Annotated in this window: 11 protein-coding genes; 7 read left to right on the top strand and 4 right to left on the bottom strand. The window is 61.3% G+C overall.

From position 1 onward, the window contains the following. Positions 1-31: 31 nt before the first annotated feature. From argE to AC1RP7_RS15720, 4 genes are read right to left on the bottom strand one after another with little or no spacing between them, the layout of a single operon-like run. Positions 32-1,201 carry an acetylornithine deacetylase gene (gene argE, locus AC1RP7_RS15735; protein ID WP_493182603.1) on the bottom strand — a complete coding sequence of 390 codons (1,170 nt, stop codon included), beginning with the start codon at positions 1,199-1,201 and terminating at the stop codon, positions 32-34. Continuing rightward, positions 1,194-1,868, bottom strand: coding sequence for a DUF1028 domain-containing protein (locus AC1RP7_RS15730; protein WP_493182602.1), 675 nt, complete (start codon positions 1,866-1,868; stop codon positions 1,194-1,196). Before AC1RP7_RS15730 ends, argE begins: the two co-directional genes overlap by 8 nt. A gap of 10 nt (positions 1,869-1,878) precedes the next feature. Continuing rightward, on the bottom strand, positions 1,879-2,289 hold the full coding sequence (locus tag AC1RP7_RS15725) for a RidA family protein (RefSeq protein ID WP_003201555.1): 411 nt from the start codon (positions 2,287-2,289) through the stop codon (positions 1,879-1,881). Beyond that, positions 2,289-3,650 carry a flavin-containing monooxygenase gene (locus AC1RP7_RS15720; RefSeq protein ID WP_191625446.1) on the bottom strand — a complete coding sequence of 454 codons (1,362 nt, stop codon included), beginning with the start codon at positions 3,648-3,650 and terminating at the stop codon, positions 2,289-2,291. The genes AC1RP7_RS15725 and AC1RP7_RS15720 overlap by 1 nt, the downstream gene beginning before the upstream one ends. Positions 3,651-3,926: 276 nt before the next feature. Between AC1RP7_RS15720 and AC1RP7_RS15715 the strand changes: the two genes are divergently transcribed. From AC1RP7_RS15715 to AC1RP7_RS15685, 7 genes are all read left to right on the top strand, one after another. After that, positions 3,927-5,303 (top strand): pyridoxal-phosphate dependent enzyme, encoded by a 1,377-nt coding sequence (locus AC1RP7_RS15715; protein WP_090456244.1) that lies wholly within the window; start codon positions 3,927-3,929, stop codon positions 5,301-5,303. Next, positions 5,300-6,478, top strand: coding sequence for a trans-sulfuration enzyme family protein (locus AC1RP7_RS15710; RefSeq protein WP_493182600.1), 1,179 nt, complete (start codon positions 5,300-5,302; stop codon positions 6,476-6,478). The genes AC1RP7_RS15715 and AC1RP7_RS15710 overlap by 4 nt, the downstream gene beginning before the upstream one ends. 286 nt (positions 6,479-6,764) lie before the next feature. Further along, the gene (locus AC1RP7_RS15705) at positions 6,765-7,616 is read left to right on the top strand and encodes a putative selenate ABC transporter substrate-binding protein (RefSeq protein ID WP_090456250.1); all 852 of its coding nucleotides are present in this window, start codon (positions 6,765-6,767) and stop codon (positions 7,614-7,616) included. Further along, on the top strand, positions 7,613-8,410 hold the full coding sequence (locus tag AC1RP7_RS15700; RefSeq protein WP_349736748.1) for a phosphonate ABC transporter ATP-binding protein: 798 nt from the start codon (positions 7,613-7,615) through the stop codon (positions 8,408-8,410). The genes AC1RP7_RS15705 and AC1RP7_RS15700 overlap by 4 nt, the downstream gene beginning before the upstream one ends. After that, positions 8,404-9,231, top strand: a complete 828-nt coding sequence (locus AC1RP7_RS15695) for a PhnE/PtxC family ABC transporter permease (protein WP_154947371.1) — start codon at positions 8,404-8,406, stop codon at positions 9,229-9,231. Before AC1RP7_RS15700 ends, AC1RP7_RS15695 begins: the two co-directional genes overlap by 7 nt. After that, entirely contained in the window at positions 9,228-9,995 is a 768-nt protein-coding gene (gene phnE, locus AC1RP7_RS15690; RefSeq protein ID WP_493182598.1) for a phosphonate ABC transporter, permease protein PhnE, read from the top strand. The genes AC1RP7_RS15695 and phnE overlap by 4 nt, the downstream gene beginning before the upstream one ends. Before the next feature lie 398 nt (positions 9,996-10,393). After that, positions 10,394-13,726, top strand: a complete 3,333-nt coding sequence (locus tag AC1RP7_RS15685) for a P-loop NTPase fold protein (RefSeq protein ID WP_493182596.1) — start codon at positions 10,394-10,396, stop codon at positions 13,724-13,726. Positions 13,727-13,781: the final 55 nt, after the last annotated feature.

Here is a 13,781-nt window from a genome sequence, read left to right as displayed (position 1 = left end):
CGCTTCCTCGGGGCTTGTCGGCCCGTTGTTGTTATGGGTGTTCGGATTCACTCAAGTAAGCCGCCAGGCGATCCATCAAGCGGTCACAGGCCGCCATCTGATCAACGCTGACAAATTCATCGGGCTTGTGCCCCTGGTCCATGCTGCCGGGACCGCAGACCACCGATGGAATCCCGGCCTGATCGAACAGCCCGCCTTCGGTGCCAAAGGCCACGGTGCTGAACTCGTCGCTGCCGCACAGCTGGGCAATGAGGCGGGCCGCTGCACTGTCGGCGGGTGTCGCCAGGCCGGGATAGGCCGAGATTTTTTCAAAGCGGATACCGGTATCGGTGTCCACGGCCTGCATGGCCGGCAGCAACGTTTGTTCGGCGTAGTCCTGCAACTCATCGACGACCACTTGTGGGGCGAAGTCCGGCAAGGCGCGGATCTCGAAATCGAAACGGCAGTCCGCTGGAACGATGTTCAGCGCCGTACCGCCCTGGATCACTCCGACCTGCACGGTCGAGAACGCCGGGTCGAAGCGCTTGTCGTGCAATTGCGGGCGAGCCAGTGTGGCGCCGATGTCACCCAGCCGACCGATCAGGCGCGCGGCCTGCTCGATGGCATTGACCCCGTAAGGTGCGTAGGCCGAATGACAGGCGGCGCCGCGCACGTGACACCGCATCGCCAGTTTGCCCTTGTGACCGAGCACCGGCTTGAGTTCGGTCGGCTCGCCGATCAAACACAGCGCTGGTGCCGGGATGCGTTGGGGCAGCACTTCCAGCAAGCCGCGCACGCCGAGGCAACCGACCTCCTCGTCATAGGAAAGCGCCAAATGCACCGGGCGCTTTAAAGGGCTGGAGAGAAACATCGGCACAGCGGCCAGCACAGAAGCCAGATAGCCTTTCATGTCCGCGCTGCCGCGACCGTAAAGCTTGCCGTGCGCCTCGCTCAGGCAGAACGGTTCGACCGTCCAGGCCTGGCCGTCCACCGGCACCACGTCGGTGTGCCCGGACAGCACGATGCCGCCAGCCACACGCGGGCCGACCGTGGCCAACAGATTGGCCTTGGTCCGCTCGGCGTTGTAGATCAGTTCGCAATCCACGCCCAGTTCGTGCAGGTAGTCGCGCACGAACTCGATCAGCTCCAGGTTCGAATCGCGGCTGACCGTGGCGAACCCGATCAATCGCGCGAGCATGGCGCGGCTGCGCAACTCACTCATCGCCGGGCACTCCATACGCGGGGGCCAGGGTCGGATTGAGGGCGCGGGTCAGATAGTCCTGCAATTGCGGCTCGTAGGCCGTCCACAGTTTGCCCAGCTCGCCAATCGGGTTTTCCTCGGCCCAGTCCACCCGCAGGTCGACAATCGGCCAGGTCAGGTCACCGACCACCGACAGCGCTGCCGAGTGCACCGCGCCGGCTTCGCCGCCAGCGTCCTGCCCGGCCTGCAAGGCGCTCATCAGCCGGGTGGCGAGGCAGCCTTCGCTGCTTTCGAACGCCGCGACCATCGCCTCGATCACCCCACTGTTGGCCAGCAGGTTGCCGGCCGCCACGCATTGGTCACCGGCCACAGCGTTATTGATGCCCAGGGCATGGTTGCCACTGAACACCGCCGTGCGCCCGTGGGCGTCCACCACCGCCACCTGGCGATATTGGCTGTAGCCGTTGCGGGTCAATGAGTGGTCCAGCGCCTGGGGCGGCGCCGAGCCGTTGGCCAGTTCATCGAGGATCTGCGGGCCGAGGGCCGGCAGCGTGATGTTCTGGCTCGACACCGCGCCGACACCGGCCCGCAGCCACGGGCAGCGCGCGCCGACGGCAATGCTCGAAGAGCTGATGGCAATGCCCAGCTGGCCGGTCTCGGCGCAGCGACCCACGATGGAAAAAGTCATGGCGAATTCCTTATTCAGGGATGACAGCGATCACATCAATTTCCATCAGCCACTGCGGCTGGCCGAGGGCGCTGACCACAAGACCCGTGGAAATCGGGAACACGCCCTTGAGCCACTTGCCGACCTCCTGGTACACCGGCTCGCGATAGCGTGGGTCGATCAGGTAGGTGGTGGTCTTGACGATGTGGCTCAGGTCGCTGCCCGCCTCTTCCAGCAGTTGCTTGACGTTGCGCATGGCCTGCTCGGCCTGGGCGCGCGGATCACCGAGGCCCACCAGTTGGCCGTTGAAATCGGTACCGACCTGACCACGCACATACACGGTGTTGCCGGCGCGCACGGCCTGGCACAAATCGTTGTCCAGCGTCTGGTTCGGGTAGGTGTCTTTGGTGTTGAACATGCGGATGCGGGTATGAGTAGGCATTAACGAACTCCCATGAGGCTGGCTTTGTGAATAGGTGCACGGGCGGCTTCGGCTTGACGCTGGGTCGCATCCCGGTAGTTGAGATAGGTGTGCTGTTTAACGATGTGGTCGGCGATGTGCTTGGCGTCGTGCCAAACGCCCCAGATAAACGCGGAGCCACGACGGGACTGCCAAGGCAACCCCACGAAATACACCCCCGGCTCGGCCGACACACCGCGCTGGTGCTGCGGCTTGCCGTTTTCCTTGAAGGCATCGACCTTCAGCCAGCTGTAATCGGTGGAGTAACCAGTGGCCCAGATAATCGTGGTGACACCGGCCTTGAGCAGATCCAGCTCCAGGATTGGATTGGTCACGCAATCCGGGTCCGCCAGCATGGCCCGGGCTTCGGGTTCCAGTGGCAGGTCCAGGCCATTGCGTTCGATGTAGGCGTCGGCCTTGTCGAGCAACGCCAAGTAGTTTTCATCGCCGCGCTGGATGTTGTCAGCGAGGTTGTTTTCGAAACTCACCACAGCACCGTTAAACGCTTGGGTCAGGCCAACCAGGGTCATGCCTTGGTGAGCCAGCCGGCGGAAGTCCACGGTATGGCCGCCACGGGCACCGCTCACGGCGATGGTCACGTGTTCCTTGCCCGGTTGCATAGCTTCGGCATCCCACTCGCCAAGCACCCCCAGCCACCAGCAGAAATCACGGTTGCGATAGGCTCGCGGCGGACGATCGTGGGCGCCCACCGACAGGTAGACCTGCTTGCCGGAACGTTGCAGTTCATCGGCGATCTGCACGCCCGAGGAACCTGCACCCACCACCAGCACCGCGCCTTCGGCCAGTTGCTGCGGGTTGTAGTATTGGGCGGAGTGAATCTGCGCGATGCCGGCGATTTGTGGGGCAATCGGCGGAATGGCCGGACGCTGGAACGGACCGGTGGCGACCACCACATGCCGGGCCTCGATCACGCCATCAGAGGTTTCAACGGTGAAACCGGGACGGTCGGTGTTACGTTCGACTTTCTTCACGTCCACGCCGGTACGGATCGGCGCGTTGAACTTGCGGGCGTAGGCTTCGAAGTACTCAGCCACCTGCTCTTTCCCGGCGAAGGCATCCGGGTCCAGACCGTCGAACTCCAGCCCCGGGAAGCGGTCGTGCCAGGCCGGGCCGTTGGCGACCAGCGAATCCCAGCGACCGGTGCGCCAGGCTTCGGCGATACGATTGCGCTCCACAACGAGATGAGGCACACCGAGCTTGCTCAGGTGTTCACTCATGGCCACGCCGGCCTGGCCGGCGCCAACAACAAGCGTATCAATTTCGGTTTTATCAACTGTCATGGCTGTGCACTTCTGAAAGGTGGTTTGATTCAGGTCGGTCATGGCTGCCGCCTCGATTCTGATCACTGTTGTTCTTCTGCTTCGGCTATCGGTGTCAGGGTGTTGGCCGCATTCTGTTCGGAGCCGGGAAATAGCGAAATTATGTTTTTTGTGGTTGCTGGCGAGGAAAAAGCGTCGAGCCGACCGGTCGGCTGTGCAAAGTTGCGGGAGGCCTGATCCCGGCCTATGGTCCTAGCGATGCAATGCCGGCGATTGACGCCTGATGGCACAGCGCCGGTCGATGTCCACCCAGTGCGAATAGCGCAAGGAAGTGACGACATGACTGACAACTCCCGCCCTGCCGTGCTCGAACTGATCGGCAATACACCTCTGGTACGCGTCAGCCGATTCGATACCGGCCCGTGTACGCTGTTTCTCAAACTCGAATCCCAGAATCCCGGCGGCTCGATCAAGGACCGCATCGGTCTGGCGATGATCGACACCGCCGAACGCGATGGCCGCCTGCGCCCCGGCGGCACCATCGTCGAAGCCACCGCCGGCAACACCGGCCTCGGCCTGGCCCTGGTCGGCCGCGCCAAGGGTTACCGAGTGGTGCTGGTGGTGCCGGACAAGATGTCCACCGAGAAGGTCTTGCACCTCAAGGCCATGGGCGCCGAGGTGCACATCACCCGCTCCGACGTCGGCAAGGGCCATCCCGAGTATTACCAGGACGTCGCCGCACGGCTGGCAGCGGAAATTCCCGATGCGTTCTTCGCCGACCAGTTCAACAACCCGGCCAACCCGCTGGCCCACGAATGCAGCACCGCGCCGGAGATCTGGGCACAAACCCAGCATGATGTGGACGCCATCGTCGTCGGCGTCGGTTCGGCCGGCACCCTCACCGGGCTGACCCGTTTCTTCAAACGAGTACAGCCGGACCTGGAAATGGTCCTGGCCGACCCGGTCGGTTCGGTGATGGCCGAATACAGCCGCGGTGGCACCCTCCCCACCCCCGGTTCCTGGGCGGTGGAAGGCATTGGCGAAGACTTCATCCCGTCGATTGCCGACCTGTCCAGCGTGCGCCACGCCTATTCGATCAGCGACGAAGAAAGCTTTGATCACGCCCGCCAACTGCTGCGCGCCGAAGGGATTCTCGGCGGTTCGTCGACCGGCACCTTGCTGGCGGCGGCGTTGCGTTACTGTCGCGAACAGACCCAGCCGAAACGGGTGGTCAGCTTCGTCTGCGACACCGGTACGCGTTACCTGTCGAAGGTCTACAACGACCAGTGGATGAACGATCAGGGCCTGCTGCAACGCAAGCACTACGGCGACCTGCGCGACCTGATCGCGCGGCGCTTCGAGGATGGCCGAGTGATCAGCGTCGGCCCGGATGACACGCTACTGACGGCTTTCCAGCGCATGCGCCTGGCGGATGTCTCGCAGCTGCCGGTGCTGGTGAAGGGGCAGCAACTGGTCGGCGTGATCGACGAGTCCGACATCCTGCTGGGCGTGCATGAAGATGTTGCGCACTTTCGCAGGGCCGTCTCCAGCGCCATGACCGACAAACTGCAAACCCTGTCCCCCGATGCCACGCTGGCTGAACTGGAAGCCGAGCTGGGCCGTGGACTGGTGGCGATCATCCAGGATGCCTCGGGCTTTCACGGCCTGATTACCCGAACCGACATGCTCAACCATTTGCGGAGATCCCTGCCATGAGTCAACAGGATAAAAACGCCCCGCCACAGGGCTTCGCCACCCGGGTGATCCACGCCGGGCAAGCGCCGGACCCTTCGACCGGGGCGTTGATGCCGCCGATCTATGCCAACTCCACCTACCTGCAGCAAAGCCCCGGGGTGCACAAAGGCCTGGACTACGGGCGTTCGCACAACCCGACGCGATGGGCGCTGGAACGCTGCGTGGCCGACCTCGAAGGCGGCACCCGGGGCTTGGCCTTCGCCTCGGGGCTGGCGACCATTTCCACGGTGCTCGAACTGCTCGACGCCGGCTCGCACATCGTTTCGGGCAACGACCTGTACGGCGGCACCTTCCGCCTGTTCGACAAGGTGCGCCAGCGCAGCGCCGGGCACCGCTTCAGCTTCGTCGACCTGACCGACCTGGCGGCGTTCGAGGCGTCCCTGCAAGACGACACACGCATGGTCATGGTCGAGACCCCGAGCAATCCGCTGCTGCGCCTCACCGACCTCTCCGCCATCGCCCGCACCTGCCGCGCCCGCGGCATCATCTGCGTGGCCGACAACACCTTCGCCAGCCCGTGGATCCAGCGCCCGCTGGAGCTGGGCTTCGACATCGTGCTGCACTCGACCACCAAATACCTCAACGGTCACTCCGACGTGATCGGCGGTATCGCCGTGGTCGGGCAGAACGCCGAACTGGCCGAGAGCCTGGGCTTCCTGCAAAACGCCGTCGGCGCCATCGCCGGCCCGTTCGATGCCTTCCTCACCCTGCGCGGCGTGAAGACCCTGGCGCTGCGCATGGAGCGACATTGCAGCAACGCACTGGAGCTGGCGCGGTGGCTGGAGCGCCAGCCACAAGTCTCACGGGTCTACTACCCTGGCCTGCCGTCGCACCCGCAACACGAATTGGCCCAACGGCAAATGCGCGGTTTCGGCGGGATGATCTCCCTCGACCTCAACAGTGATCTGGCCGGTACCAAACGCTTCCTTGAAAGCGTGCAGATCTTCGCCCTGGCCGAAAGCCTGGGCGGCGTGGAAAGCCTTATCGAACACCCGGCAATCATGACCCACGCCACCATCCCGCCCGATACCCGCGCGGAACTGGGGATTGGCGATGGGTTGGTGCGGTTGTCGGTGGGCGTCGAGGATGTCGAGGACTTGCGGGCCGATCTGGCGCAGGCGTTGGCAAGGATGTAAATCACCTGAATGGTGGGACACCGCAAAACCTGTGGGAGCGGGCTTGCTCGCGATGGACTCAAGAGCGCCGCGTTCAGTCAGTAAACACGCGGCATCGTTAACGACCATCGCGAGCAAGCTCGCTCCTACAGGTTTTTTTAGGCCATCACTCCTGTTGCAACGCTGGTCAAGCACGCAAGAGCCCCTATAATCGCGCCATTTTCGTCTACCCTCACGAAGCGTCGTGCAGCAATCAGCTTGTGCGGGGCGCATCGACATTTTTCCGCTATTGAACCGGAGAACTTCCATGCTCAAACGTACCCTGGCATTGGCCGTCGGCCTGACCCTATCCTTTTCCACCCTGCTGGCACAGGCCGCCGATACCCTCAAGGTCAGCGCCATTCCTGATGAAGCCCCCACCGAATTGCTGCGCAAGTTCAAGCCCCTGGGCGAGTATCTGGAGAAGCAACTGGGCATGAAGGTCGAGTTCGTGCCGGTGTCCGACTACCCGGCGGTGGTCGAGGCGCTGGCCACCGACCGTATCGACATGGCCTGGCTGGGCGGCTTCACCTTCGTGCAGGCGCGACTGAAAACTGGCAATGCCATTCCACTGGTACAGCGTGAGCAGGACGCCCAGTTCACCAGCAAATTCATCACCGCCGACCCGGCCGTCAAGTCGCTGGCCGACCTCAAGGGCAAGTCGTTCGCCTTCGGCTCGGTCTCGTCGACGTCGGGCAGTTTGATGCCGCGCTACTTCATGCTGCAGGACGGCATCAAGCCGGAAACCTACTTCAGTCGCGTCGGTTACTCGGGCGCCCACGACGCCACGGTCGCCTGGGTTCAGGCTGGCAAAGTGGACGCCGGCGTACTCAATGCCAGCGTCTGGGAAAAACTGGTCAAGGCCGGCAAGGTCGACACCGACAAGGTCAAGGTCTTCGCCACCACGCCGGCCTACTTCGATTACAACTGGACCGTGCGCGGCACCCTCGACCCGGCCCTGGCTGGCAAAATCAAGGCGGCATTCCTCGCGCTCGACCCGGCCAACCCGGAGCAAAAAGCGATTCTGGACCTGCAAGCCGCCAGCCGCTTCATCGAGACCAAGCCTGAGAACTACAAGGGCATCGAGGAAGCCGCGCGCGCTGCCGACCTGCTGAAATGACCTTGCACCTGAACCGGGTCAGCCTCACCCACGGCAACGGCGTGCGTGCGCTGCATGAGGTCGACCTGCACATCGGCGCCGGTGAGCAAGTCGCAATCATCGGCCCGTCCGGTGCCGGCAAGTCGAGCCTGCTCAACGTGCTGGCCACCGCCCTGCGCCCGGACAACGGCGCGGTCGAGGTACTCGGCGAACACGCCTGGCAGCTCGGCGCGCGTCGGCGTCAGCAGTTGCGGGCGCGCATCGGCCTGGTGCATCAGGCACCACCCCTGCCCCCCCGGCAACGGGTGGTCACGGCGGTGCTGGCCGGAAAGCTGGGGCAATGGGGTTTTGCCAAAAGCCTGTTGAGCCTGCTGCATCCGGTGGATGTTCCAGGCGCACGGGCGGCACTGCTCAAGCTGGACCTGGGTGACAAGCTGTTCGCCCAGTGCCAGCAATTGTCCGGCGGCCAACTGCAGCGCGTGGGCATTGCCCGGGTGCTGTACCAGGCGCCCGAAGTGCTGCTGGCCGATGAGCCGGTGTCGGCGATGGACCCTGTGCTAGCCGGGCACACCCTGTCAGTTCTCTGCCGCCATGCCCGGGAACACCAGGTGACGCTGGTCGCCAGCCTGCATGCGGTGGAACTGGCCCTGGCGCACTTCTCGCGCATCATCGGATTGCGTGAAGGGCAGATCCTGTTCGATCTTCCCGCCAGCGACGTCGACCACGATTTGCTCGACAAGCTCTACGCCAACGAGCAACTGCTGTCGCCGCCCGCGCCAGTGGCGCCCTTGAGCCTGCAGATTCCACGATGCTGACCCGCGATACACGAGACCCGGCCACCCTGCCCCGCCTGTTGCTCAGTTTGTTGGCGCTTGCCCTGTTGTGGCCCGGTATTCATTTCAGCGAACTGGACCTGGGCGTGCTGCTCCAGGCTGACAGCCAGAGTGAAATGGGCCGGTTTGTCTCGGCCTTCTGGCCACCGGCCCATGGCGAAGAGTTCCTCCAGTTGCTGTGGCAAGCCACGTTGCAAACCCTGGCCATCGCCACCGCCGGCATGGCCCTGGCCTTGCTATTGGCCATCCCCGCCAGCCTGCTGGCCAGCCGGGCGCTCTCGTTGTCGGCGGCTTCGCGCAGCGGTCGCCCGAGCGCCTTGGGCCGGTTGTTGCGCTGGCCGGTGCGCGGGTTGCTGATCTTCCTGCGCAGCGTGCCGGAAATCGTCTGGGCCTTGCTGTTCGTGCGCGCCGTCGGCCTTGGCCCGACGGCCGGGGTGCTGGCCATTGCCATCACCTACAGCGGCATGCTGGGCAAGGTCTACGCGGAAATTTTCGAGTCGGTCGACCAGCGCCCAGCCCACTCACTGATGCAAGCCGGCAGCAGCCGATTGGCGGCGTTCTGCTACGGCATCCTGCCCAATGTCGGGGCGGAGTTGCTGTCGTATACGGTATATCGCTGGGAATGCGCGATCCGCGCGTCGGTGGTGATGGGCTTCGTTGGCGCCGGCGGGCTGGGCCAGCAGATCGATTTGTCGTTGCGCATGTTCGCCGGTGGTGAAGTGGCGAGCATGTTGCTGACCTTTTTCGTCCTGGTGCTGTTCGCCGATCAGATCAGCCGCCTGTTGCGCTGGAGGTTCGCATGAATCGCCTTTTCAACCTGCTGCTGATCCTGTGCATTGGTACAGCGGTCGTCGCTTCGTTCAGCTACCTGGGCATCGACCTCGGCGAACTGACGGGCAGCGGTAACCTGAAGCAGATGGGCGCCTACGTGCTGCGTTTTCTCAGCCCGGACCTGAGCGCCGGCCATCTGCAAGCCATCGGCCGTGGCGCCGTGGAAACCATGGCCATGTCGGCCCTCGGCACCCTGCTCGCGGCGGTATTCGGCCTGGTGCTGGCTTTGCCAGCGGCCGGTCGTTTCGGTTGGCCACTGCAGAGTGCGTCGCGCCTCGTGCTTAACGCCCTGCGCGCCATTCCCGAACTGGTGTGGGCCGCGCTGATGGTGCTGGCAGCCGGACTCGGCCCCAACGCCGGGACCCTGGCATTGGCCATGCACACCACCGGGGTGCTGGGTCGATTGTTCGCCGAAGCGCTGGAAAACACCCCGCCGCAACCGGCCGAAGCCATCCGTCTGCAGGGCGGCAACGTCGTCTGGGCCTTCTGTTACGGCACCCTGCCCAACCTGTTTCCGCAGCTGTTGGCGTACATCCTGTATCGCTGGGAAAACAACATCCGCATGGCCAGCGTGCTGGGTTTTGTTGGTGCCGGTGGTTTGGGGCAGATGCTTTATGTCAGCCTCAGCCTGTTCCAGGAAGCCCAGGCCAGCACGGTGATCCTGGCGATGTTGGTGCTGGTGTTTGCCGTCGACGGACTGAGCAGCTGGAGTCGCCAGCGCTGGGTCAAGGCGTGATGGGGAACTGCATGGATTTGCTCACCTGATTGCATCGACCTGAGCAACCATTTGTATGGAGTTGACTGCCGCGTTTTATGGCTATGATCGGCGGAAAACGATCCATAGCTGCCGGTGGATACTGGCAGAAACCGGCCATTAGCTGTCGTTCGCAAAAGCGTCTACCGAAGACCACTAAGTGCGCTTAGCCTGATGAAGCAAGCTTTAAGCGCACTATCGTCAGCTACAGGCTGAGCCAAGGAGCATTTTCCTACCGTCCAACGCAGATATTGCTGTTGTACCGAGGCAACGCATGTGGCAGCTTGCCACATGCAGGATATGCCGCTATTTTGTGTTTGCAAGTCTACAAAATACTACATATGGTGTTTTGGCGCTTCTTCCGCACAAAAAGGACTTCTATGCAGTTGATCAATTTCCATACCGAACACCCTACAAGCCAGGATGTTTTCCCAGGTGGTAGTCACGACAAGGTGGCGAGTGCAATCCACGGCCACCTGCTGAGCGCGACACCATCCAAGGTAGTCGGCCTCGACGGTGAGTTCGGCTCGGGTAAGAGCTCGATCCTGTACATGCTGAAGGCAAAGCTGACTGCTGCTGACCCCGATTACAGAGTATGGTTTTTTGATTGCGAACAAAATTATCAGGGCTCGACGAAGAGTAATTTCATCGAGCTGTTCACCGATGAGGTTCTCAAAGAGGTACCTCACGTCAGCAAGGCAGCGCAGGCCCTGAAAGCTTCGCGGGACAGAGCGTTGGGACGCCTGTTCGAGTACACCAAGAAAACGACCAGCCGTGTTAGTGCGTGGGCTTTGGCGCTGGTCGCCAGCCTGTTTTTCGCCGCCACTTCATTTCGCGAAATCTTCGCGCTCACTCGTAGCACCCAAGAAGCACCCGCTTGGCTGATTGCAGTTCATTGTTTCTCGCTACTCAGCCCCGTGCTGATTTTGCTTGCAGCCAAGGTTTGGCATTGGCGCGTGGATGTAGGGGGGCAGCGTTGGAGTCTGCTCAGCCTCTTTAAAGGTTCCAGCGACGACCACATCAATGAAAAGATCGAGGTGGGCAAGGAGGTGACGCCACTGGATCTCAAGAGGACGTTACTTGAGCAATTGAAGGTCGTTGAGGACAAGCATTTCGTCATCATCCTGGACAACCTGGATCGTTTGCCGAAAGACAGCCTGCGATCAGTGTGGAGCGATCTTGAGATCTTCATCGCGGTGGCTGCTGAAGCTGCGAACCTGACCGTCATCGTTCCGTTCTGCTCGACGAAGGTTGCCGAATACCTGAAGGCGGACGGTGATCGTCGATACGATGCCAAGGACTTCATTGCGAAGAAATTTCCGGTCGTATTCCGGGCGCCTCCTGTCATCACGTCCGGCTGGAAAGATGGTTTTCGTCAGCTCTGGAGCCATACGTTCCCGGCTGCTGGACAAAGCCTCATCGAGCAGAGCGCCCAGTTGCTGCAGCGCCATAGTCCGATGGCTAACAACCTTGTTACTCCCCGGCTGCAGAAGAAATTTATCAACGACATTGCGACGACGGCGCTCGTGGTAGGGGATCAGATCAGTCTCCTGGCCATTGCTGCCCATCTACTCCTCTGCAAGTACGCGGAGCTTACTTTGCCAGAGATCCTGCGCACTGATGGGTTTTCTGCAGAGTATGAGAAGGAGCTCGGTACATCTCAGGCCGAGCTGGTCGGCGACACTAAAGCCATTTTGAGTTCCGTTCTTGGGAATACCATGGAGACGGGGTGGCAGATCCAGTTTCTGCAAATCCATTACCTGACGACCGGTAATATTGCGATCGCAGAACTCCTGGATACACCGCTTGGGGAGGCTTTCGCCACCCAGGATCATGACGCTTTGGCCAGGCTCACCTCGCTGTTCGGTTTCTCCGATGCTATGAAGCGGCTAATCGCGCAGCGACCGGTGCTCGCCTCGCTGCTGCCAACCATCTCCGCCGCGCACCAAGCGCAGGGTGGGGAGTGGATCAGCCAGCTGCTGGAGCTGCTCAACACAGGGCAACTGGATCTGTTCAGCGAGTCGAAGACGGGGTCTGAAGAGTTCTACGAAGCTGTTCGATATTGCAAAGGCCAGGGGCTGGATGGGAGTCTGCTGATGGGTCATGGCGATGAGCTGAAAGCCAATCTGGTGAAGATCCTCAACTCCAGCTTCGATCAGGAAGAGCTTGAACCGGCTCGGATGCTCTTGGTGGAGTATGACCTCTACCTACACGCTCAGGATCTCGAGTTCGATAAGGTCGTCCTGAAACGAGCAGAATATGTTATGCATTTGCTGCCCGATATCAAGGAGTTGCGAGTCATCAGCGCCCAGGCGCTCACCTTCGGCAACGCAGGTTTGGCAGACGCGCATTTGCAGCTAGCATCATGCCCAGATTACCCGCTTGACCTAGTGCCCTTGCCAGCTGAGAGCGTCGTGCCTGCGTTGGAATGGCTGCACGCAGAGCGTCAATTTGGCAGCGGCCTGTCCGGTGGGATCAAGGCGACTGATGTGGCGACGCTGGCAAAATTCACTGGCGCTGCCGGTGAAATAGAAAATGCAGTGTTAGGCTTGGCATTAGCCACGAATGTTGATCAGGTCATCGGTGGTGCCATCACGACGTTGCTTGCAAACAACGCCAGCCCCCTGATCAAAGCCGTGGCGGCTATCACCTATATCCGCCAGGCTGACGCCGAGGCGTTAGCCAAATTGGACGATTTGGACGGCGTTTTCGAAACTCCGGTCTTTCGATCGCTCGCGAATGCAACGCTTAACACAGCTGCCCTATTCGCGTTGCTGTCCGACGAGCAAGTCGGCAAATCGATCGCTGGATACCTTGCCCACCTTATCCAGGAGAAACGTATTGGAACGTTGCACTGTGATTGGGTGGCCGTACATTTCAGCATACTGACCCAAGCCGTTGAGACCTATGGGTTGTCGGAAGATGACGTCTTGTCCTGGCTTAGCCCATGGGATGCTTTCATCGAAAAAAATTGTCAGGATGTTTTGAAGGCGGATGCCCTATTAATCAAGCATGTACTGGGCTCGGGTGCGCTTGCCTTCCCTAAAACGCGGGATAGCGTAATCAAGCAACTGACAAGCGAAGAGCGGACTGAAGATGACTGGGTTCAGATCATCTCGACAGGTGCGAAGCAGCACCTCGCTATCGTCGAGGCGATAGTCCAAGAGGATATCCCCGTAGCGACCATTTCCGCTGTCAGCGATGCCTTGATCGAGGTTCTCAACACTATTGCCAACGGTGCGGCACCAGCCCCATGGGGGCAGCCTCAGTACGCCATGATGGACGCCCTGCTGCAGGTTCTTGATGCCCAGCAACGCGGCGTCATTGGGATTCGCCTGAGAGCGATGCTATTTGCCGAGTCCGTGGAGCCCCAGGACTTCGCTGTGCCGCTGGCGAAGTACGGTAATCTGATTCCAGATATTCAGCCGTCCAATCCGCATGAGGTACTACGGGTCGTGCTGTTCCTGGCCCACCTCAGCCGGAACCCTGGAAACGCTCCGGCCTTGGCCAAATTCTTCGATGCGAGGGCTGAGCAGATCGCTGCGTTCAAGTACTCTGCCGAGCTCAGGAAAACGATGGGGGAGGCAGTGGCCAAGTTGTCCGAGATCACTCCGGCTTTGTACAAAAGGTTTGCCCAGGCCAAAGGGTTTGTACGACTCATTCAGTCGCTGAAGAGAGGAACGCTCGATAGGGAAACTGAACGCGATGAATGACGTTGAGCACTCATAACGCTTAACAAAAAAGGGGACGGATTTATTCTCCAGGTAA

It is taken from the genome of Pseudomonas sp. GW822-FHT01E03, from assembly GCF_058802985.1.
The sequence above is the reverse complement of the archived record's forward strand: the minus strand, read 5'-3'. Positions and strand labels throughout refer to the sequence as shown.

What these genes read in the sequence shown, in the direction of transcription:
- argE (WP_493182603.1), bottom strand. Translation starts at nt 1,201, where the DNA reads ATGAGTGAGTTGCGCAGCCGCGCCATGCTCGCGCGATTGATCGGGTTC.
- AC1RP7_RS15730 (WP_493182602.1), bottom strand. Translation starts at nt 1,868, where the DNA reads ATGACTTTTTCCATCGTGGGTCGCTGCGCCGAGACCGGCCAGCTGGGC.
- AC1RP7_RS15725 (WP_003201555.1), bottom strand. Translation starts at nt 2,289, where the DNA reads ATGCCTACTCATACCCGCATCCGCATGTTCAACACCAAAGACACCTAC.
- AC1RP7_RS15720 (WP_191625446.1), bottom strand. Translation starts at nt 3,650, where the DNA reads ATGACCGACCTGAATCAAACCACCTTTCAGAAGTGCACAGCCATGACA.
- AC1RP7_RS15715 (WP_090456244.1), top strand. Translation starts at nt 3,927, where the DNA reads ATGACTGACAACTCCCGCCCTGCCGTGCTCGAACTGATCGGCAATACA.
- AC1RP7_RS15710 (WP_493182600.1), top strand. Translation starts at nt 5,300, where the DNA reads ATGAGTCAACAGGATAAAAACGCCCCGCCACAGGGCTTCGCCACCCGG.
- AC1RP7_RS15705 (WP_090456250.1), top strand. Translation starts at nt 6,765, where the DNA reads ATGCTCAAACGTACCCTGGCATTGGCCGTCGGCCTGACCCTATCCTTT.
- AC1RP7_RS15700 (WP_349736748.1), top strand. Translation starts at nt 7,613, where the DNA reads ATGACCTTGCACCTGAACCGGGTCAGCCTCACCCACGGCAACGGCGTG.
- AC1RP7_RS15695 (WP_154947371.1), top strand. Translation starts at nt 8,404, where the DNA reads ATGCTGACCCGCGATACACGAGACCCGGCCACCCTGCCCCGCCTGTTG.
- phnE (WP_493182598.1), top strand. Translation starts at nt 9,228, where the DNA reads ATGAATCGCCTTTTCAACCTGCTGCTGATCCTGTGCATTGGTACAGCG.
- AC1RP7_RS15685 (WP_493182596.1), top strand. Translation starts at nt 10,394, where the DNA reads ATGCAGTTGATCAATTTCCATACCGAACACCCTACAAGCCAGGATGTT.